23 protein-coding genes are annotated in these 18481 nt (G+C 63.3%); 10 read left to right on the forward strand and 13 right to left on the reverse strand.

What is annotated here, in order from left to right; genetic code table 11:
- Positions 1-140: 140 nt before the first annotated feature.
- Positions 141-650: a hypothetical protein gene (locus BM083_RS23630; protein WP_245756805.1), complete on the forward strand. Its 510-nt coding sequence runs from the start codon at positions 141-143 to the stop codon at positions 648-650.
- Between the two features lie 330 nt (positions 651-980).
- Here the strand turns inward: BM083_RS23630 and BM083_RS00545 are convergent, their stop codons facing one another.
- The 4 genes from BM083_RS00545 to BM083_RS00560 all read right to left on the reverse strand — a co-directional run bounded on the left by BM083_RS00545 (position 981) and on the right by BM083_RS00560 (position 5246).
- Positions 981-1703: an SIMPL domain-containing protein gene (locus tag BM083_RS00545; RefSeq protein WP_245756806.1), complete on the reverse strand. Its 723-nt coding sequence runs from the start codon at positions 1701-1703 to the stop codon at positions 981-983.
- A 109-nt stretch (positions 1704-1812) separates the two neighbouring features.
- The gene (locus BM083_RS00550) at positions 1813-3138 is read right to left on the reverse strand and encodes a PQQ-binding-like beta-propeller repeat protein (RefSeq protein ID WP_089864381.1); all 1326 of its coding nucleotides are present in this window, start codon (positions 3136-3138) and stop codon (positions 1813-1815) included.
- Between the two features lie 41 nt (positions 3139-3179).
- A complete protein-coding gene (locus BM083_RS00555; protein WP_089864384.1) occupies positions 3180-4484 on the reverse strand; it encodes a TIGR00341 family protein in 1305 nt (434 codons plus the stop codon).
- Between the two features lie 48 nt (positions 4485-4532).
- Positions 4533-5246 (reverse strand): 5-formyltetrahydrofolate cyclo-ligase, encoded by a 714-nt coding sequence (locus BM083_RS00560; protein WP_089864388.1) that lies wholly within the window; start codon positions 5244-5246, stop codon positions 4533-4535.
- Between the two features lie 100 nt (positions 5247-5346).
- Between BM083_RS00560 and engB the strand changes: the two genes are divergently transcribed.
- Positions 5347-5973, forward strand: a complete 627-nt coding sequence (gene engB, locus BM083_RS00565; protein WP_089864391.1) for a GTP-binding protein EngB — start codon at positions 5347-5349, stop codon at positions 5971-5973.
- 15 nt (positions 5974-5988) lie between these two features.
- Here the strand turns inward: engB and BM083_RS00570 are convergent, their stop codons facing one another.
- On the reverse strand, positions 5989-6168 hold the full coding sequence (locus BM083_RS00570) for a hypothetical protein (RefSeq protein WP_089864394.1): 180 nt from the start codon (positions 6166-6168) through the stop codon (positions 5989-5991).
- Between the two features lie 340 nt (positions 6169-6508).
- Here BM083_RS00570 and BM083_RS00575 point away from each other — a divergent pair, with 340 nt between their 5' ends.
- Positions 6509-6871, forward strand: a complete 363-nt coding sequence (locus BM083_RS00575; RefSeq protein ID WP_089864397.1) for a DUF5518 domain-containing protein — start codon at positions 6509-6511, stop codon at positions 6869-6871.
- A gap of 6 nt (positions 6872-6877) precedes the next feature.
- On the opposite strand, the gene BM083_RS00580 is transcribed toward BM083_RS00575, so the two are convergent.
- Complete coding sequence (locus BM083_RS00580) at positions 6878-7393, reverse strand: DUF367 family protein (RefSeq protein WP_009733106.1); 516 nt, start codon at positions 7391-7393, stop codon at positions 6878-6880.
- A gap of 84 nt (positions 7394-7477) precedes the next feature.
- On the opposite strand from BM083_RS00580, the gene BM083_RS00585 reads away from it, so the two are divergent.
- Positions 7478-7816 carry a nuclear transport factor 2 family protein gene (locus BM083_RS00585; protein WP_089864400.1) on the forward strand — a complete coding sequence of 113 codons (339 nt, stop codon included), beginning with the start codon at positions 7478-7480 and terminating at the stop codon, positions 7814-7816.
- Between the two features lie 17 nt (positions 7817-7833).
- Here the strand turns inward: BM083_RS00585 and BM083_RS00590 are convergent, their stop codons facing one another.
- Positions 7834-8154, reverse strand: a complete 321-nt coding sequence (locus BM083_RS00590) for a hypothetical protein (RefSeq protein ID WP_089864403.1) — start codon at positions 8152-8154, stop codon at positions 7834-7836.
- 141 nt (positions 8155-8295) lie between these two features.
- On the reverse strand, positions 8296-9678 hold the full coding sequence (gene serS, locus BM083_RS00595; RefSeq protein WP_089864406.1) for a serine--tRNA ligase: 1383 nt from the start codon (positions 9676-9678) through the stop codon (positions 8296-8298).
- A gap of 174 nt (positions 9679-9852) precedes the next feature.
- Between serS and BM083_RS00600 the strand changes: the two genes are divergently transcribed.
- The 6 genes from BM083_RS00600 to BM083_RS00625 all read left to right on the forward strand — a co-directional run bounded on the left by BM083_RS00600 (position 9853) and on the right by BM083_RS00625 (position 13842).
- Positions 9853-10065: a DUF4177 domain-containing protein gene (locus BM083_RS00600; RefSeq protein ID WP_245756807.1), complete on the forward strand. Its 213-nt coding sequence runs from the start codon at positions 9853-9855 to the stop codon at positions 10063-10065.
- A gap of 76 nt (positions 10066-10141) precedes the next feature.
- Positions 10142-10417: a hypothetical protein gene (locus BM083_RS00605; RefSeq protein ID WP_089864409.1), complete on the forward strand. Its 276-nt coding sequence runs from the start codon at positions 10142-10144 to the stop codon at positions 10415-10417.
- Positions 10418-10529: 112 nt separating this feature from the next.
- Entirely contained in the window at positions 10530-11714 is a 1185-nt protein-coding gene (locus tag BM083_RS00610; protein ID WP_089864412.1) for a LolA family protein, read from the forward strand.
- Between the two features lie 305 nt (positions 11715-12019).
- Positions 12020-12391 (forward strand): ArsR/SmtB family transcription factor, encoded by a 372-nt coding sequence (locus tag BM083_RS00615; protein ID WP_009733097.1) that lies wholly within the window; start codon positions 12020-12022, stop codon positions 12389-12391.
- Between the two features lies 1 nt (position 12392).
- On the forward strand, positions 12393-12704 hold the full coding sequence (locus tag BM083_RS00620; RefSeq protein ID WP_089864415.1) for a DUF7521 family protein: 312 nt from the start codon (positions 12393-12395) through the stop codon (positions 12702-12704).
- A gap of 292 nt (positions 12705-12996) precedes the next feature.
- A complete protein-coding gene (locus BM083_RS00625) occupies positions 12997-13842 on the forward strand; it encodes an alpha/beta fold hydrolase (protein ID WP_089864417.1) in 846 nt (281 codons plus the stop codon).
- Positions 13843-13874: 32 nt separating this feature from the next.
- Here BM083_RS00625 and BM083_RS00630 read toward each other — a convergent pair whose 3' ends face one another.
- From BM083_RS00630 to BM083_RS00650, 5 genes are all read right to left on the reverse strand, one after another.
- Positions 13875-15443 carry an SLC13 family permease gene (locus tag BM083_RS00630; protein ID WP_089864420.1) on the reverse strand — a complete coding sequence of 523 codons (1569 nt, stop codon included), beginning with the start codon at positions 15441-15443 and terminating at the stop codon, positions 13875-13877.
- 111 nt (positions 15444-15554) lie between these two features.
- Positions 15555-15800: a hypothetical protein gene (locus BM083_RS00635; protein ID WP_089864423.1), complete on the reverse strand. Its 246-nt coding sequence runs from the start codon at positions 15798-15800 to the stop codon at positions 15555-15557.
- Positions 15801-15903: 103 nt separating this feature from the next.
- Positions 15904-16773 (reverse strand): CPBP family intramembrane glutamic endopeptidase, encoded by an 870-nt coding sequence (locus BM083_RS00640; protein WP_089864427.1) that lies wholly within the window; start codon positions 16771-16773, stop codon positions 15904-15906.
- 131 nt (positions 16774-16904) lie between these two features.
- Positions 16905-17828: a CPBP family intramembrane glutamic endopeptidase gene (locus BM083_RS00645; protein WP_218148913.1), complete on the reverse strand. Its 924-nt coding sequence runs from the start codon at positions 17826-17828 to the stop codon at positions 16905-16907.
- A 205-nt stretch (positions 17829-18033) separates the two neighbouring features.
- Positions 18034-18462 (reverse strand): twin-arginine translocation signal domain-containing protein, encoded by a 429-nt coding sequence (locus tag BM083_RS00650; RefSeq protein WP_089864430.1) that lies wholly within the window; start codon positions 18460-18462, stop codon positions 18034-18036.
- Positions 18463-18481 lie beyond the last annotated feature (19 nt).

Below are 18481 nucleotides of genomic sequence, written 5' to 3' on the forward strand. Positions count from 1 at the left end.
ATACCGAAGTGACCGACTCGCGCGCTCTATTCAGCACGACCACAGAGACCTACCTCGTCCCTGTCAGAAGTGCCGTGCAAGATATAGGGTGTGTCTATCCTTCCCGAATGTCTATACGTTCCTCCAACTACCATTCGACGATGGCTCCCTCCACCACGCGACGCCACCTCATCGCCACTATCCCCTTCGTTACTCTCGGAGCAGGGTGCATGGGTTCTCTCCCGTTTCGTGATGAACCAGCGTCGCCACGTGTTGGCCTCGGGAAGATCAGCGTGTTCAACAGCCGGGAGGCACCGACTACTGCCGACATCACCGTTCTCAGAGACGGTCGCTCTGTGTACGAACAATCGCACACGCTCGAAGGTCGCGAAGGAAATCGCGTTGATATGGTCGAAGTTGTTGAATCGTGGATGGGACAGAATGTCACCTACGAGGTTGCAGTAACTGCTCGCAATCCCCGAGTAGAGGCCACCTTCTCAACGTCGGACGCGGAACAACTCGTCGAGGACTGGGGCGACGACGAGTGCTTCCAGGTGCATTTCGATATCACCAGCGAGGAGATTCCGACTGCGTTCGGTGGTCTGAATACCTGTCAACTGTCATCCCCTGATTCGACGGGGTCGGGCGATAGACCGACTCTGCGTAGGTAATTGAGGAGTCACTGTTCGGTAGACTCGTGCCCTCTATCCAGCACACCCCCAACGAACTATCAGCGACTGAGTGTTCAGACAGAACCTGACGAGTCTGAACCCGCGAACAGCATCACGAGCAGTGCGAAGGGGAGGATATCCGTTCGCATGCACGACGTCCGGCCATCGAGCGGACGACCAAAAACGGCCCGATGGGTGGGATATCGGGCTGGCAGTGGTCTCGCGACCCGGAATCCTCGTGCCTGAGCGTCTCGGTCCGAGAGGGTCGGTCATCGACCGTGGGTAGAGAGTCGGAGAGAGGTGAGTTAGCGAGCGTCAGCGGATTCCTACTTACTCGATGTCGTAGGTGATGGTGACCGTCGCGGAGACCTCGACGGGACCGGGTTGGAGCACCGTCGACGCGCCGTCGGCGGACTCCTCGAAGGCGTACCGGGGTTGCGGGTACGGGTTGTAGTCGGCACCGGTCGAGATGGTGCGGACGCCTGCGATGCTCACACCGGCCGCGCCAGCGACGGTGTCGGCGTCGGCGCGGGCGGCGTCGACGGCGTTCTCGAGGGCTTCGGCGCGGACGTCGGCGCGCGTCTCGTCGGTCAGGGTGTACTGGACACCGTCGACGACGATGCCGTTCTCGCCGTCACCGGAGACAGCGCCGACGGCGGCGTCGATAGCGTCACCGGCCTGTTCGGGCGTGACCTCTATCTGGTAGCCGTGGGCGGCGCGGTAGCCGAGGAGTTCTCGGCCGCCGTCACGGGAGTAGTCGTACTCCGGTGAGATGCGGAAGAACGTCGTCGTGACGGCTTCCTCGGTGTCGACGCCGGCGTCGGTCAACGCGTCGAACATCGCTTGGGAGTCCTCGGCGACGGCCGAGCGAGCGGCCTCGGCGTCGCTATCGAGCGCCGAGATAGTGACGGAGACGAGCGCGAGGTCAGCGTCGGCGGAGGCGGTTCCCGTCCCCGAGACGGAGATGTTCGGCGGCGTCTCTCCGTCCGCTGGTGCGGCGGCGGAGCCACCGTCTGTCTGAAGGGGAGCAACACAGCCAGCGAGGAGTAACATCGCGGCGAATACGACGGGAAGTAACGGTCGCATAGCTTCTATAAGGTGATATGAGATATTCAACCCGCGCTAAGCGCAAAGACTGGTTTCACATATCAGACCGACGCGCTCAGGCGTCGTGGCGGAACGCATACAGTCGGGTCGTCGTGCCCGTGGGGTCGGCCGTCGAGCGGTCGGGTGTCACAGACCCCTCCGGGTCCGGTGGTGTCTTCGTGGTGAACAAGACGGTTCCGTCCGACGAGACTGTGCCGCCTCCCGTTTTGGCGCGACGTTCGAGTTGCCAACGTTGTTCACCTGTCTCGGTGTCGAGCGCAGTGACGGTCACGCGGCCGTCGACGGCGTAGCAGACCAGAAACGCCCCGTCGACGACGACGGGAACGGTCCGACTCGGGCCGACATCGTCGTACAGTTGAGTTCCCCACACGCGCTCACCCGAGTCGAGCGAGAAGGCGGCCGCGTTGCCGTCGTTGTCGGCAACGTATAGTCGTTCGCCGTCGACGGCGGGACGAACGCCGCCGTCGGTGAACGTCTCTCTCGCCCAGCGGCGACTGCCGTCGAGCGTCACCGCGTCGACGACGTCTCTGCCCGAGCGAAACACCGCGCCGTCGGCGACGCTGACCGGTCCGCCGGCGACGGGTCCGTCGTCGGGCGTGTATCGCCACTGGACGCTTCCGTCGGCGGTATCGAGTGCCGTCAATCCTTCGGCGTAGGCCGTTCCGTCGACGACGGTCGGCGGCCAGTACATGTACGGCTTCGACCCGTGCCGCCAGCGCTCGGTTCCGTCCCGATTCAGACAGACGAGTCCACCCAGCGCGTCGCCGACGAACAGACCGTCGTCGGTGGCGGCGACGGGACCGAGGACCCAGTGGGACTCGGTCTCGCTTCGGCCGCGACTGTCCGTGTACTCTCTATCTTCGAACCGCGTCACCCAGTAGCGTTCGCGACTCGCGGCGTCGACGGCGAGGGCGACCCGGCCGGCGACGAGAAACAGCGTCCCGCGGTGGTACGTCGGGCGGGACTCCACTCCCTCGAACGAGCGTCCGAGTGGCTCGCTCCAGCGGCGTTCGCCGGTGTCGAGTGCGAACGCTTCGAGCGTCGCCTCGGCGACGCCGTCGCTCGGAGCTCCCCGAGTGTGATACACCGTGTTGCCGACGACGATGGGAACCGTCGTCGGTCCGGCGAGTGACTGTGTCCACGCGAGCGACGGGGCCGCCGCCGTCGTCGTCGGGTCGGCGGCCGTTCGAGCGCGGTTCCGGCCGACGGTCGGCCACGACCCCTCGGGGGCAGGGTCACCCAGCGGTGGTTTCCGCCGGGTCGGCGTCGTCGTCTCCGCATCCTCGCCGTCGTTCGACGGCGAGAGTCCCGAACAACCGGCGAAGGCGGTGCTCCCTGCGAGTGCGAGGAACCTGCGGCGATCGGCGGCCAATCTCTCCATCGTTCATCAGAATAGTCGACGGAACAAAAGGGGTTTCTGTCTCACTCGGCGGCGATGTACCGAATGTCTACCTCGATGTGGTGGTCCGACCTGAGTCCGAACGGTGGTTCGTAGAGTCGGTTGATCTCCTGTTCGAACGTTCCTTCGAGCGACGGCGGTGTCGTCGACGGTGGATAGCCGATGGTGAGCGTCACTCGTTGTGGCTGTCGAATCGGGAAGTCGCCGTAGACGACGCTCATCGAGAGGAGTTCGACGTTGTTCTCTGCGGCGATATCTTCGACCGCAGTGCTCGTTTCGTCCTCGAACTGTGAGCTCTGGAGCGTGACGAACGTGATGCCACCGAGGAATCCCGACAGGAGCAAGAGGATGACGCCGAGGACGGCGATGCGTCGGCCGGTCGACTCGGTGGCTTCGTCCTGTTGGAACCAGTGGAATGGACGGTAGCCCTGATAGCTCAAGACGGCCAGTGCGGCGAGATTGACCGAGAGGAAGTTCACGAGGACGAGCACCGCTGCGCCGATTACTGTACTGGGTTCGCCCCACGCGAGTCCGATGCCGACGACGGCTGTCGGCGGGACGAGCGCGGCGGCAATCATCACGCCCACGAGCGCCGCCGAGACACCCGACGAGAGGCTGAGTGCACCGGCGACGCCCGCACCCAGCGCCACGGCCAACGAGAGAACGTCCGGCGCGAGTCGCTCGCGGACTTCGCCGATGGCGAACACCTCGCCTGCGTTCAGCGGTATCGCACCGCTGAACTTGAGTAGACTGGCGAAGATGGCTGCGGCGACGACGGCGAGGACGCCGCCGATGACTTGCAGACGGACGCCACGCACGAACAGGTCTTTCTCGTCGAGCACCGACCCGACGCTCGTCGCCATCGCGGGACCGATGAGCGGCGCGATGACCATCGACCCGACGACGACGGCCGGAGAGTCCAAGAGGAGACCGGCGGTGGCGACGATGGCACTGACGGCGGTCATGATCATGAACGTCGACCGCTCGGGGGCGAGGTCCTCTGCCCGAGCGACGAGTTCTTCACGGGCGATACGGTCCCCGTTCCCCTCCTCGGTCTCTTCGTACCGCTCGACGAGGCGGTCGAACTTCTCGGAGATAACCGTCTCGGCGTCGATGACGACGGTGTAGGCGTCACGTTCGATACCGGCTTCTCGAAGCTGTTCCAGCACTGGTTCGACCGCACTGACCGGGAGCGGAAAGCTCACGACAGCGGTGTACTCGCGACCACTGACCTCTTCGGTGAGCGCGTAGTCGATACCCTCGTCGTCGAGGACGCGAAGAACCGTCTCGCGTTTGCCAGCCGGAATCATCACTTCAACGAGTCGCACACTGCCTCCTCTCCCGGTGGGGGGAAAATACCTCTGGGTAAAATCGGACTACGGAGCGAACCGCCGGAGGACGGGTATCTCGTCGAGTCGCTCGTCGTCTAAGACCTCCCAGTCGATACCCGTTGGTCGCGGGAAGGGCGAGTCAGTTCGGACGAGTCGGTCCGGTGTGACCACGAGGTCCATCGGCACGTCGTGTGCGTCCGGTTCTGGCGCGTCTGCTCCCACAATCTGCAGTTCGTGGACCGACGTCGCTACCGTCGTCGTCGCGTCGACTGCGCCGAGTTCCGAGAGAACGGCGTATTCGAGGTCGCTGTACCCCTCTCCCTTGCCGACGCGCGCACCCTGTCCCGTAACGGCGACACTGCCGGAGACGACGAGGTCGACGTGCGGCACGGCGTCGGGACCGACTGGTTCGGCGTAGCCGTCCATCTTCGACACCGTCGCCGCCGAATCGAGGTCCGACTCGTCGATGGCCGCGGGGTCGAGTTTCATGAACGGTTGCTCGTCGCGGAGACGCGGTTGGGCCATGTAGACGACTTTTCCTTCGTGAAGAGCGCGCCGACGGACGGGCAGTTGTGGCGCGTCGGGATTCGCTTTGACGACGTCGGCGGCTTGCCACTCGTCGGTGGCGGCGAGTCGGTCGGCGGCGTCTCTCGCCCCCGCGAAGTTCGGAATGCGCCCGTGTGGCGGGAACGGGAATCGGGCTTCTCCCGAGTCCGCCAACTCGTCCCAGATGCGCTCGCGGAGCGTCTGTTTGTCCATGCCGGGAGGACGTATCCCGGGTGGAAAAGCGATACGAGGCGAGACAGACGGTGCGCGACGCTCTCGCCAGCGTTAACCACCTCGGTCGATTACGAGGCGTATGTTCGAAAATCGCCCCAACCGAGACGCAGAAGTCGTCTTCGTCGGGCGCTCTAACGTCGGCAAGTCGACGTTGATGCGTGAGTTGACCGGCCACAACAAGTTCAACACGGGGAAGAAGCCCGGCGTGACTCGGAAACCGAATCACTTCGATTGGAACTCCGAGAGCTTCATGTTCACCGACTTGCCGGGGTTCGGTTTCATGTCTGGTGTCGAAGAGGACCACCGTGAGGTCATCAAGACGGACATCGTCCGCTACATCGAAGAGAACGCCGAGGAGATTCTGGTGGGTGTGCTCGTCGTCGACGGCAAGAGCGTCATCGACATCATCGACCGCCACTCCGGCGAGGGTGAGATTCCGCACGACGTAGAGATGTTCTACTTCCTCGAGGAGTTGGGCATTCCGACCGTCGTCGCCGTCAACAAGATGGACAAAGTCGACGACAAGGACGAGCGACTGAACGACCTGTGTGACCGGCTTGGACTCTACCCGCCGTGGGAGCAGTGGCAAGACGACACCATCGCACCCATCGTCGCGAAGCGCGGACAGATAGAGCCGTTGAAAGAGACGCTTCGACACCACTTCCACGAGGCGAAACGTGACGACTTACTGAAGTTCGTGAAGTGAGCGGTCGACCGACACTCACTCGTCGTCGACTTCTCGCTCGTCGACTGCCTGCTCGCTTTCGACTTCTCGTTCTTCGTTCGCCGCCGAGATACCGTCGACGCGTGTTCGCTTGAGCCGGAATATTTCGACGTCCCAACTCGGATTTCCGTCTGTATTCTCACACGGCCACCCACCCGAGACAGTGATTCCACCCATGTGTGCCCGCAATAGGAGGCGATTAAGCTGTTCGCGAAATACCGCCTCGTCTCGAATCGGTGAGCGGTCGTCAGGTGTCATAGTAGGTCTCTTGCGTCGGTGCAGAATCGTCAGGAGGTTTGGAAGGGCTTGTCCGGTTTCGGTCTCACGGGGTGACAGCGTGTCGTCGGGGATGTGTGTATAGACAACTAGTAACGTTCCGCAAGATAATGTATCTTGTCGTTCTGTTGTGATACTCTCTTTATCGGCACGGATAGCACTCGTCGGTAGTCGTGGTCGTCGGTAACAGTCCCCTACCGCCGTCGCACGACTTAATCGTCTGCGCGTCTTTCCTTCTCACATGACGAATTGGCGTGCGGTCGCGGGTGGGTTCGTAGTCCTCCTCCTCACCGGATTGATTGGCCTCCAGCTCCCCCTCCTCGGACAGATCGGTGCCGGACTCATCGGCGGGTTCGCTGCGGGCTACCTCGCCGGCGGTGGCTTCGGAAACGGGGCGTGGCACGGTCTGCTCGCGGGGTCTATCACGGGTGTCGTGTTGACGCTGTTCCTGGCGCTCCTCGGCGGGTTGTTAGGTCTCGGTGCCGGTCCTCTCGGCGGATTCCTCGGCGGAGCGGGCGTCCTCCTCGTCGGCGTCTTCGTGACGCTGCTGTTCGCCATCGACAGCGCCATCGCCGGCGCGTTCGGTGGCTGGCTGAAGGGCTAAGTACGGTTACTCGCCGCGGTCGAGATACTCCTGTTGGACGGCGACGACGTCCGTCGAATCGGCGCACTCCGAGTAGCGTCTGAGCGGTTCTTCGTTCAGTTCGAGGAAGGTGTGTCCCCACGTGAACTTCGAGAGAATGTTCTCCGCCTCCTCCCACTCGCCGAAGATGGCGAGTGCGGCGGCCATCGCTTCGACCGTCGTGAGTTTCATCGGCCGACCGAAGTTGACGGGGTTGGCGGCGACGAGATACGGGAGCGCCCGGTGTTCCCCCGGGAGCGAAAAGCGTGCTTCGCCCGCAGACTCCCACGAGCAGTCGAGTGCGACGAGCGTCTCCGTCTGTCCGGTGGTGGCGGCCACCCTGTCCGCTGGCGACAGTGCCTGTTCGGCGTGCGGGTTCAACACGACACCGTACGGCGTCGCGCGATGTGACTTGTGCAGTTCGGCGAGGTCGAACTTCGCGAGGCGGCGCGCGGTGCACTTGTCGGGGTCGTCGTCGCCCTCGTACCGGATGTGCAGGTCCACAGGAGTTCGGAGGTCGGCGTCGAACAAAAACGACCCGTTTGGTCGTGGGTGAGAACCAAGAGGGCTGACTACGTGGCTAGTCTCATGAGTCACCTCAAAGCCGTTCACTCCTACTACGACGCGCTCGACGAGGGTGATTACGACGCTCTTCTGGTCGTTCTCGCGCCGTCGTTCGAACAGACGCGTCCGGACCGGTCGTTCACCACTCGGCAGTCGTTCATCGACTTCATGCAGGAAGACCGCCCCCACGAAGACACGTCTCACGAGATAGACGTCGTCTACCGTAACGAAACAGGCGAACACGACGAACTCGCCGTCCGCGGACGAGTCTGCACTAACGGCGGTGCGGAACTGGTCGGGTTCCTCGACGTCTTCCAGTTCGAAGACGGCCGCATCTCGCAGGTACAGACGTACACTGACTGACCGCGCTCACACCTCACTCATCGGTCGTCGGATCCGGCCGCTACCGACTCTCCTCGCGCATCTCGCACATCTCGCTCACGGTAGAGGAAGTACGCTCCTCCGAGAACGAGCGCACCCAGTGTCGTCCACCCGACGACGCTCACGACGGGAACACCGAAGCCGAGTTCGAACCCGGGAGCGTCGAACACGTGATACTCCGTCGCACCCGTCCCGTGCATCGTCCCCCAGAACGTCACGCGCAACACTGCGCCGAGTACAGCCGTCAGAACGGTGACGAGGAGCACGCTCGCAGCGACGACGGCCGCCGTCTCACTCAGTGTGTCGACTCTCGTGCTCATCGTCTCTTGTATGGGCTGTGGTAACATATCTCTTCGCACAGGTTCACCGTCGAAGATATTCGACGGCTCTCATAGAGTAGCGACGAAACAGAAGTAGAGACGGAAGCTGTCGACGAAGCGAAGAGACAGTCGAACGACCTGTTACTCTTTCTTGCCTGCGCCGACTGCCGCTTCGCCGACGGGTTCGTGACCCTCGATGACCTCGCGGCCGCCCATGTAGGGTTGGAGTACGTCGGGCACGTCGACGGTGCCGTCCTCGTTCTGGTAGTATTCGAGGAGCGCGACCATCACGCGGCCGACGGCCGTTCCCGACGCGTTGAGCGTGTGGAGATACTCCGTCGACTCGTGGCGCTCTGGCCGGTAGCGGAGACCAGCGCGACGCGCTTGGAAGTCCTCGAAGTTCGACGCCGACGAGACTTCGAGCCAGCGGCCGCCCTGTTCCGGCCCCTCGTCCGACTCGGTGCCGGGTGCCCACACTTCGATGTCGTAGGTCTTCGCCGACGAGAACGTCAGGTCACCGGTACAGAGGTTGAGCACGCGGTACGGTAGCCCGAGTTGTTCGAGTACCTCGATGGCCTCGCCGAGCAGTCCTTCGAGGCGGTCGTAGCTCTCCTCCGGTTCGACGAAGTTGACGAGTTCGACCTTGTTGAACTGGTGGACGCGGACGATTCCTCTGGTCTCGGTTCCGTGTTCTCCCGCCTCGCGTCGGAAGTTCGGCGTGTACGCCTGATGCTTCAGGGGTAGGTCGTCCTTCAGCAGGATGTCGTCGGCGTACATGTTCGTCACCGGAACTTCGGCCGTCGGGCAGAGCCACAGGTCGTCGTCCTCGTACCCCTCGGTCTCGCTGCCGCCGATTCGGTAGGCGTCCTCGGCGAACTTCGGTAACTGGCCGGTGCCGGTCATCGACGTCGTGTTCACCGGAATCGGTGGGAAGAGGTCGACGTACTCCTGTTCGCGGTGGACGTTCAACATGAACTGGATGAGCGCGTGCTCCAGCATCGCGCCCTCTCCTTTCAGGAAGTAGAATCCCGACCCTGTCGTCTTCGCACCGCGGGCCTCGTCGATGATGTCGAGGTCCTCGCCGATGTCGTAGTGCGGCGTGACCTCGTCGGGGAGTTCACGCAAGTCGTCGAAGCCGACGCGACGAATCTCCTCGTTGTCGCTCTCGTCGGCACCGACGGGGACACTCTCGTGCGGGACGTTCGGAATCTCCAAGAGCGCCTCTTCCAACTCGGCTTCGAGTTCGTCGGCGCGTTCTTCGAGCGCTTGCAGGTCCTCTTTCAACTCCTGCGAGCGAGCGATGGCCTCGTCGGCCTCGTCGTCCTTGCCTTCGGCCTTCAGTTGGCCGATCTGACTGCTCACCTGGTTGCGCTCGTGGCGCAGGTCGTCGCCCGTCGCTTTCAGTTCGCGCCACTCCTCGTCGACAGCGATGACGTGGTCGATGTCGACGTCGTCGTAGCCGCGGTTCGCGAGGCTCTCGCGGACCTCCTCGGGATGTTCGCGGAGGTATCGTCGGTGAAGCATTTGCTCGAAATTCAGTCGGGATTGGGAAAACCGTATCGCATCTGTGTGTCTCTCTCTCAGGCGATGGGTGGGGTTTGGTGGGTCGGGGTGGGGGGTAAACTGCTGGCAGAGTCGCTGTTACGACTTTTCTAGACGAGCGGAACGATTTATCTCTCTCGTGACCTACGGTGCACCATGAGTACCACGACGAGTGAACGGCGTGTGAGTGGCGAAGCGAACTACGAGTACAAAGTCGTCAACGCACCGACCAGCCTCCTGTGGTTCCGAATCAAACGCGACGAGACCGAACAGCTGTTGAACGACCTCGCGGCAGACGGCTGGGAACTCGACGACGTCGTCGTCAACTGGTGGGGCGGTGCCGAACTGTTCCTCCGACGTGCCCGATGAGCACAGATACCGTAGGCACGGCCTCTTCTCGTCAACTCTCCGCCAGGATTATGCTCACCGCTACCGAACGGCGACTATGTCCTCCAAGAACGCCGTCGGTATCGCACCGCTAGTCACTGGATTTCTTCTCGCGAGTCAGTCGTTCGAGCAGTCCGTTCTGAGTGACCCGTCTCTGTCGTCGGTTGCTGGATTGATTGGAGGGTGCGCCGCAGTCCTCGTCGGCGTCGGCATTTTGACTGGGTGGCGGGAGTTCGACACGGAGACGGAGTCGTCGGGACAGACGGCCGCCGTCGCGCTGGCCGTGATTGCACTGGTCGCGTTTACCGCTGGTGTCGCCTTCACTACGCTCTGAACCCGCTGCATCGAGTATCGAGACGATTCGGGTGAACCAGTGACGACTCTCCAGAAGTATTTAGCCACCAGCTACTCGACATGTATCTGACTCACCTATCCGTGCTCCAACCATGACCGGTCCTCCACTCCCTTTCAGCCGACAGACGCTCGTCGGACTCCTCCTCATCGGCGTCGTACTCCCCGCAGTCATCTGGGCGTCGGTGGGTGCGATAGACGATGGGAGTCCGTCAGTCGACGCGAACGTGACCGAGCGGTACGACTCTCTCGACGCCATCAGTGGCACGCAGACCGTCGAGATACGGACCAACGGGACCGTCACGTCTCGGAGTGTCGCCACTGTCACACTCGTCCCCGACACCGACCGGAAGCGTGTCCGGTTCCACGACGGCGCGAACCGTCAACATCAACTCCAGGTCTCGAACGGGTCGACGCTGTGGCTCCACGACACCGACCAGAACACCGTGACGGTCTACCAGTTGACCGGACCACCGACAGAGTCGTCTACAGCCCCCCGCATCCAAGGACTCGTCACTGCCGCGGGGCTGACCGACGACGCAGGTCGACCGCAGTCCATCGGCGTCTCACCGTTGCCCGTCTTACCGCGACACACCGGCGTCGCTCCGCAGGTGGACGCCAACTGGAGCTACGGCGTCGAGTTCGTCGAGACTGACACCGTCGGCGGGCAAGACGCGTACGTACTCGAGATTGCCCCCACGAGCAACCAGAGCGAGGCGCAGTACCGACAGCGACTGTGGTTCGACACCGAGCGGTTCTACCCGCTCCGTAAGCAGACGTCGTGGACCGACGACGGGACCCAGCGGTCGGTGACGACGACGTACACGAACGTGACGTTCGATGCGGAGGTGTCCGAAGACACGTTCCGTCCCGACATCGGAGACGATACGACGGTCCGGCGGCCCGAGTTCCCCGACAGAGAGTGGTACCAAAGTCGCGCCGACCTGCGAGCGCAGAGTTCGATGTCGGTGCCGAACCCGACGGTACCACCCGCGTTCGAACTGGTCTACGCCACGCAAACGACGGGACGCATCGACGGCGTCGGACTCAGCTACGTCGCCGACGGCCGCGAACTGACGGTGGCGAAGTTCAACTACACCCTCGGCATCGACCCCGACGAGCGTGACCTGACACTCGACGGTCGACCGGCGTCGCTCGACCCCGGACCGACCATCTCGCTCTCGTGGGACTGCAACGGGTACGGGTACACCGTTCGCGGAACCGGTGTCGAGACCGACCAACTGGTCGAAGTCGGCCGGTCGGTGGGCTGTCCCGTCTGATTTCTGCCGAATTTCTGGCCCAGAAACTCGTCCTCTGTTTATATGCTCCGACGGTCCGTCGGTCGAAGTACGATGGGACAGGACGTCTCGACACGTCTACGCTCACCGGTCGTCCGGTGATGTGCCTGATGTGCCTCTGACAGCACGACACGTCCCATCGTCGTCACCGCTGACGCATCAGCCCCTCCACAGTATCGCCGTACTGTTCCGACGGCCCCGCTGTACACTCGGAACCGGTCGACGTGACCGTCCGTGTCCGAAACCCGTGGGCCTATTAATACGACAGGCAGTTATCCGATAGAAAAGTGAGTGAGGATCCGGCGTTGGGCGAACTTCTCGACGTCCTTAGCGACGAGTACGCCCGGGACATCCTCGCAGCGACGAGTATCAAACCAATGTCCGCACAAGAGCTCGCAGACGAGTGTGAGATGTCCAAGCCGACGGTCTACCGGCGGGTAGAGCGGTTACAAGCCCACGGACTCCTCGACGAACAGACGAAGGTGCAGACCAGCAGTAACCACTACAGCGTCTACACGGCGACGCTCTCGAAAGTCTCGCTCGAACTGGACGCCGGGTCCTTCGAAGCAGCCGTGACGCGCACCGACGACGAATCGTTCCCCGGCGAGCGAGAGAGCGACACCGCCGACCGCTTCACGAAGATGTGGGAGGACCTTTGAGATGGTGTCCGTGACCGCCGTCGTCGACGTGCTCATCGTCGTTCTCGCGCTCGGGTCGACGCTCGTCGGCGGCTACGTGGGCTATCAGGCCTACCGTGGGTATCGTCGCCACGACAGCCGAACGATGCAAGCGCTCTCGCTGGGACTCTTCTTCCTCACGGCCGTCGCGTTCAGCATCGCCTTCGTCGGGTCGTTGCTCCTCCGCGAAGGTATCCTCGGGTTGCAGTACCAGCAGGCGCTCACGCTCGTCACGCGACTGTTCCAGTTCCTCGGCGTCCTGCTCATCGCCTACTCGCTTCACTCGCGAGGGTAGTTCGTCCGAGCCTCACGAGTCCCTGTACCGAGGTGTACTCACCAGATCCCGTAGAAGACGACGAGGAGCACGTTTCCAACGACAACCCCCACTACGAGGGCGAGAAGCAATCCGACGTCCGCCAGCGTGCTCCGTGCACGATGGTCGCTCATTACTCGTGTCTCGGTGTTCACACGAGAGAAGGTTCGTGTCGACGTCCAGTCGGCCGGGGGAAATCGTATCGCCTCTGTGTGTCTGTCTCTCGAACCACGGGTGGCTATTTGTCCCGTCCGGGTGAACTCCGGACTCGACCATGCCAACGCTGTCCCTCTCCGACGGTCGACGACTCGGGTACGAGACGTTCGGCGCGCCCGACGGCGACCCGGTGTTCTTCTTCCACGGCCTCCCCGGTTCACGACTGGACGGTGAACTCCTCGCAGACGCCGCGACGTCACGGGACGTCACCCTCGTCGCGCCCGACCGCCCCGGATTCGGTCTCTCGACGTTTCAACCGACTCGTCGACTCCTCGACTGGCCGACGGACGTGACTGCCGTGGCCGACGAACTCGGATTCGAGCGGTTCGGTGTCGTCGGCTTGTCTGGCGGCGGTCCGCACGCGGCGGCCTGCGCGCACGCCGTCACCGGCGACCGTCTGACCGGTGTCGCGCTCGTCGACTCTGCGCTCCCGACGTCGTTCGCCGACAGAAACGTTCTCGGCCGCACCGTGTTCGGTGTCCTCGCCCGATTCCCGACGCTCGTGCGCCCGGGGTTCGCGCTCGTCGCGTTGCAAGCGAAGCACCGTCCGGAGTCCTTGCGGAACGGGATGCGACGGCAGATGGCCACGGGCGACGAGTCCGTCCTCGCTGACGACGCAGTGTGGGCCTCTCTCCTCGCCTCGACGCGAGAGGCGTTCCGACAGGGGACGCGCGGTCCCGCACACGATGGGGCGGTGTTGAGTCGTCCGTGGGGGTTCGGCCCGGCGACGCTCGACGGGTCGGTGTCGCTGTGGCACGGGGCCGAAGACGGGTCGGTCCCCGTTGCAGACGTCGAACGATTCGCCGCTGCGATTCCGGACGCCGACCTCACCGTCTTCGACGGCGAATGCCACCTCTCACCGCTCGTGAGACACGGAGAGACGATTCTCGACGCCGTCGTCTGAGAGAACGAACGGAGAAGTCGCTCGTCGGCCGACTACCACAGGAACATCGGCCAGACGAACTGGAACAGCACCCAGATGAGACCGGTTAGGATGACCGTCATGATGAGGTTCAGCGCGACGCCGACTTTCATCATGTGTTCTTGCTTCAGGTGGCCGCTCCCGAAGACGATGGCGTTCGGCGGCGTCGCCACCGGCAGCGCGAAGGCGAAACTCGCCGCGATAGCACCGCTGACCGAGAGAAACACCGCAGACCCGACTTCCGAGATGCCGAGCGTTGCCGCGAAGACGCTCCCGATACCGATGAGCACCGGGACGACGATGGTCGCCGTCGCGGTGTTGGAGGTCATCTCGGTCAGGAAGATGACGAGCAACACGACGGCGGCGACGACCAGCACGATAGGTGCGCCCGTGAGCGACCCGAAGATACCCTTCGCAATCCACTCGGTCGCACCGGTCGTCGCGAACGCGTCGGCCAGCGAGATACCGCCGCCGAAGAGGAGGATAGTCCCCCAGTCGATGTCGACGAGGTCCTCCCACTCCATCGTGTCGGCGAGGACGAGTGCCGGAATGGCGTAGAGGCCGACCATCACGTAGTAGAGCAGTCCTTGATGGCCTTCGACGCCGGTGACGGTCTGTCCCTCGCCGCCGAAGATGGTGACGAAGACGTCCGAGGGAAGGTACGGCTGGATGAACGTCCCGAGACCGCCGAGCACCCACAGACTCGCCGTCGCGGCGAAGATGTACGCGGCTCGCTTGCCCCGCGGACTGAGGTCACCCTCTTCGCGGAGGTAGCGACGCGCTTCTTCGCGTGCACCCTGCACGTTGTCGACTTCGGGCGGGAAGAAGACGAACGTGAGGACGTACCAGACGATGGGTAGCGTGATGAAGACGATTGGAAGCCCCACGAGAAGCCACTCGGCGAAGCCGATTTCGTAGTCGAGCATCGCCGAGAGTTGCGTGGCGACGACGGCGTTCGGAGGCGTTCCGATGAGTGTCCCCACGCCGCCGACGCTGGCTGCGTACGCCGTCCCGAGGAGCGTCGCAATCTGCATGTTGGAGAAGGCCTCCTTCTCTGCGCCCTGTTCTTTCACCTCCTCGCGGCCGAGCACCTGTGCGAGCACACCGAGGGCGATGGGTGTCATCATCGCCGTCGTCGCGGTGTTCGACACCCACATCGAGAGGAACGCCGTCGCGAGCATAATAGAGAGGATGAGCAGTCGCGGCGACGCCCCCATCGTGCTCATTATCCAGAGTGCGATGCGACGGTCGATGTCGTACTTCTGCAGCGCGTTCGCGAGCATGAACCCCGCGACGAACAGGAAGATGAGGTGGTCTGCGAACCCCGCCAGCGCCGGGTCGATGTCGTTGTAGACGCCGAACGCCGTCAGGAGTACCGGTATCGAGAGTGCCGTCACGGCGAGGGGGACGACACCCGTCACCCACAGCACCGCCGCGAAGAACATCGTCGCGAGCGCGTACTGTCCTTTCAACGAGAGGCTGCCGCCCAGCGACGGTCCGAATCCGATGGCCATCGCACCGACGAGTGCGATTGCGAACACGAGCAGTCGACCCTGAGCCGTCTGTTTCAGCCGCTGTATCATTGATACACGAGTGGTGTGGACGATTGTCTTACTTAATCATTTTCACATCGGTTGGATTTATCATTACAATGAATACGTCGGGTCGAAGTCACCTCTGTGGTGAGTCCGAAGTCAGAACACGTCGACGAGTGCTCGAACCTGCTCGTCGGTGAGCTCGGACGCGTAGAGGTCGAAGAGTGCGTCTCTACGTGACTGTGACAGACCGCGGCGGTCGTTCTCCAGCATCGAGACGTGCGCTTGGATGACATCGTCGAGTTCGCGTTCGACACCCCGCTGTTCGTATCCGGCGGCCGTCCGAAGCAGTCGCCACGCCATCGGAGAGATTTCGCTGACGTCGATGGAGGGCGACCGGGCCATACTGTCGGATTGACGGACCCGAATACAAATAACGTCTGGTCTGACGGGTGCTCGAGACGGCGTCAGCCCCCACGACCGAAAACGACCAGTACGAGTGGAACCCTCAGTCTGCGAGCGTCTTAGTCTCTGCTCGGCTGGACTGGACGAGGACGTCGCGAGGGAGAACCGGCCCGGCCTCGCCTGTCAATCGCCCCTTCGTGACGAACAGGAGAACGGTAGCGACGCTGACGGCGGCGGCGATGCCCGCTCCGAAGTTGAGCGCGACAGAGGTGTCTGCGGCGAACGGATACAACAGCCCTGTGGTGTTGTACAACCCGTGCAGCAGGATGGCCGGAAGGACGCGCCCGCCGGCCACGTTGTAGAGCCAGGTGAACACGAAACTCAACACGACAGCGGCGGCGGTGAACAGCCAGAACGGCTGGTCAGCGTTCTGTGCGCCCGGGAGGACGAACAGCGGCAGGTGCCAGAGCGCCCAGCCGAAGCCGACGACCAGTGTCGCGACGACCGGAGACCACCGTTGCTGGAGACGGGGAAGCGCGTACCCGCGCCATCCGAGTTCTTCGAGTCCACCGCCCAGGGTCAGGGTGAGGACGAAGGCGACTACCAAGGCCGACACCGTCACTGTCGGCGCGGTGAACACCCCACCGGCGAGGAGATACGCACCGGTCGTGACGGCGAGCAGTGCAGCGGCGAGAACGACGGCAGCGAGAGACCACCGCACGCTTCCAGCGACCGGTCCGAGTGAGCGAACCCACGCCCTGAGCGACCGGCCACTCAGCTTCAGTGTGAGCAGTGCCCCGACGGCCGGCCCGAAGACGGGAACCATGCTCGCGGCCATCGCCACTGGCGAGTCGCCGGCGTACACCATGAGACTCCACGCGGCCCACGAGAACGCACAGGCGAGGACGTAGAAGACGACCAGTTCGTGCGCTCTGATGGCTCTCTGTACTTGAGGAATCGTATTCGAAATCATCAGCAGTACAACAGCTTTTGACGAGATAAAGCCGCTGTGACTGTCCGCCTCACGCGTCGCGACGTGGTAGCTCCCTCGCTCCGCGAGACCGGTGAGTAGCCGACCGCTGTTCGTCGCTCTGTGCGTGAGAGTTACGAGCGCCGAGCAGGCGCTCGGAAGTGACCACGTTGCCGCGCCTGCCGAAGAACAACCATCGTCGCGAGCAGAACGACACCGACGACGACCGCAGAGCCTTCGAGACCGTAGTCACCGCCGCTCAGCCAGGTGGGGCCCGAGGTAGTGCCGACGAACAGCCCTAACCCAGCCTCGTCGCCGGAGACGGCGATACCGAAGACTCCGCCTTGCACGAAGTTCCAAGCGGCGTGGAGCGCGATAGGGAACCAGAGTCGGCGGGTGTAGACGTACGCCCCGCCGAGCAAGAGACCGGCGAGGAACACCGACAGTCCCGTCCAGAGCGTGACGTTCGGTGTCGCGACGACGTGGAAAGCCGCGAAGGCGAGCGCCGAGACGGCGAGTCCGGCCCAGGTTCCGAAGGGAAGCTCAACGAGACGGAGGACGACACCGCGGTAGACGAGTTCTTCGAGCGTCGCGAAGAACAACGCGCCGGTAATCAGGGGGACGACGAGTTGCCACGAGTTCGTCTCCGTGATGGTGTAGCCACCGGCCGCCCAGACGATGGCAATCGCCGTGCTGAACAGCGCAGCGCCGAGGACAGTTCCGAGGGCGAACTCGCGGACTGCACCGCGGCGACCAAACTCGGACACTCCACGGGATTCGACCCAGTGGACGTACGCGACGTATCCAGCGACGGCGACGACCGTCGCGACGAGACCTGCGACGAACTGCAGCGCTACGGGTGGCGTCGGGCCGACACCGAGGAATCCGAAGACTGCGACGCCGACGGCTTGATAGACGACGACGGCAGTCAGTATCATCGCTATCGCAGCCACGATACGTCCGAGAGTAAGTACGAGTTCACCGATTCGAGTGCGTTCGAGTGCGTCGATTCGTGTTCGCGAGTTCCGAGCGAACGTCGTGAGAGGGGTTGTGTTCATACCTGTGGACACTCCTCGGCAGTGACACCACCGCTGAGTGAGTCGAATCGTCGGTCGCCGCGCTCTCCGAGAGGGACGCCGCGAGAAAACCGGTGTCGGTGTTGGCCGCCTATTCGCTCGCTCAGCTATTTGTCGTGTAGCGAGATAAACACGTACTGTGGCGTGTCATCACCTCGCCGGTCGCTCGACGAGACGTGTCCGGGTGTCAGTCGGCGAGGTGACCGTCGAGCGACGACGCCGTCGTCTCTCGCGTCTCCTCGTCGCTGTATCTGGTGATCGCGACCGTCACTCGCCCAGTGCCGATGTCGACGGCGAGTTCGATTGGTCTGTACATCGTCCACTCGACGGCTTCACGCCCGACTGGGTCGACTTCGAGGTGGAACTGCTTGTCGCCCCGGCCGCCACTCCCGAACTCCAACTCTCTCGACTCGCCGACATCGAGGGCCAGCGTCCACTGTTTGCCGTAGTTGTCGAACAGTTCGTCCTCGGCGAACGAGAGGGTCGTCGAGAGTTCGCTCTCGGTGCTGTTCGTTACGGTGATGGGGATGGCGTACGCGGGACCGGTACAGCCGGCGAGCGCGATGGCCGACGCGGTCACCCCTTTCAACACCGTTCGTCGCGAGTGGAGGGACATACTGGTCACTCACGTGTCG

Source organism: Halogranum rubrum (genome assembly GCF_900114455.1).
GTDB classification, from domain to species: domain Archaea; phylum Halobacteriota; class Halobacteria; order Halobacteriales; family Haloferacaceae; genus Halogranum; species Halogranum rubrum.

Excerpts from the sequence above, each read along its gene's own strand:
- BM083_RS00645 (WP_218148913.1), bottom strand. The coding sequence starts at position 17,828 with ATGAACACAACCCCTCTCACGACGTTCGCTCGGAACTCGCGAACACGA.
- BM083_RS23630 (WP_245756805.1), top strand. The coding sequence starts at position 141 with ATGGCTCCCTCCACCACGCGACGCCACCTCATCGCCACTATCCCCTTC.
- BM083_RS00605 (WP_089864409.1), top strand. The coding sequence starts at position 10,142 with ATGTCCTCCAAGAACGCCGTCGGTATCGCACCGCTAGTCACTGGATTT.
- BM083_RS00635 (WP_089864423.1), bottom strand. The coding sequence starts at position 15,800 with ATGGCCCGGTCGCCCTCCATCGACGTCAGCGAAATCTCTCCGATGGCG.
- BM083_RS00620 (WP_089864415.1), top strand. The coding sequence starts at position 12,393 with ATGGTGTCCGTGACCGCCGTCGTCGACGTGCTCATCGTCGTTCTCGCG.
- BM083_RS00600 (WP_245756807.1), top strand. The coding sequence starts at position 9,853 with ATGAGTACCACGACGAGTGAACGGCGTGTGAGTGGCGAAGCGAACTAC.
- BM083_RS00640 (WP_089864427.1), bottom strand. The coding sequence starts at position 16,773 with ATGATTTCGAATACGATTCCTCAAGTACAGAGAGCCATCAGAGCGCAC.
- serS (WP_089864406.1), bottom strand. The coding sequence starts at position 9,678 with ATGCTTCACCGACGATACCTCCGCGAACATCCCGAGGAGGTCCGCGAG.
- BM083_RS00650 (WP_089864430.1), bottom strand. The coding sequence starts at position 18,462 with ATGTCCCTCCACTCGCGACGAACGGTGTTGAAAGGGGTGACCGCGTCG.
- BM083_RS00610 (WP_089864412.1), top strand. The coding sequence starts at position 10,530 with ATGACCGGTCCTCCACTCCCTTTCAGCCGACAGACGCTCGTCGGACTC.
- BM083_RS00550 (WP_089864381.1), bottom strand. The coding sequence starts at position 3,138 with ATGGAGAGATTGGCCGCCGATCGCCGCAGGTTCCTCGCACTCGCAGGG.
- BM083_RS00630 (WP_089864420.1), bottom strand. The coding sequence starts at position 15,443 with ATGATACAGCGGCTGAAACAGACGGCTCAGGGTCGACTGCTCGTGTTC.
- engB (WP_089864391.1), top strand. The coding sequence starts at position 5,347 with ATGTTCGAAAATCGCCCCAACCGAGACGCAGAAGTCGTCTTCGTCGGG.
- BM083_RS00585 (WP_089864400.1), top strand. The coding sequence starts at position 7,478 with ATGAGTCACCTCAAAGCCGTTCACTCCTACTACGACGCGCTCGACGAG.
- BM083_RS00570 (WP_089864394.1), bottom strand. The coding sequence starts at position 6,168 with ATGGGTGGAATCACTGTCTCGGGTGGGTGGCCGTGTGAGAATACAGAC.
- BM083_RS00575 (WP_089864397.1), top strand. The coding sequence starts at position 6,509 with ATGACGAATTGGCGTGCGGTCGCGGGTGGGTTCGTAGTCCTCCTCCTC.
- BM083_RS00625 (WP_089864417.1), top strand. The coding sequence starts at position 12,997 with ATGCCAACGCTGTCCCTCTCCGACGGTCGACGACTCGGGTACGAGACG.
- BM083_RS00560 (WP_089864388.1), bottom strand. The coding sequence starts at position 5,246 with ATGGACAAACAGACGCTCCGCGAGCGCATCTGGGACGAGTTGGCGGAC.
- BM083_RS00545 (WP_245756806.1), bottom strand. The coding sequence starts at position 1,703 with ATGTTACTCCTCGCTGGCTGTGTTGCTCCCCTTCAGACAGACGGTGGC.
- BM083_RS00590 (WP_089864403.1), bottom strand. The coding sequence starts at position 8,154 with ATGAGCACGAGAGTCGACACACTGAGTGAGACGGCGGCCGTCGTCGCT.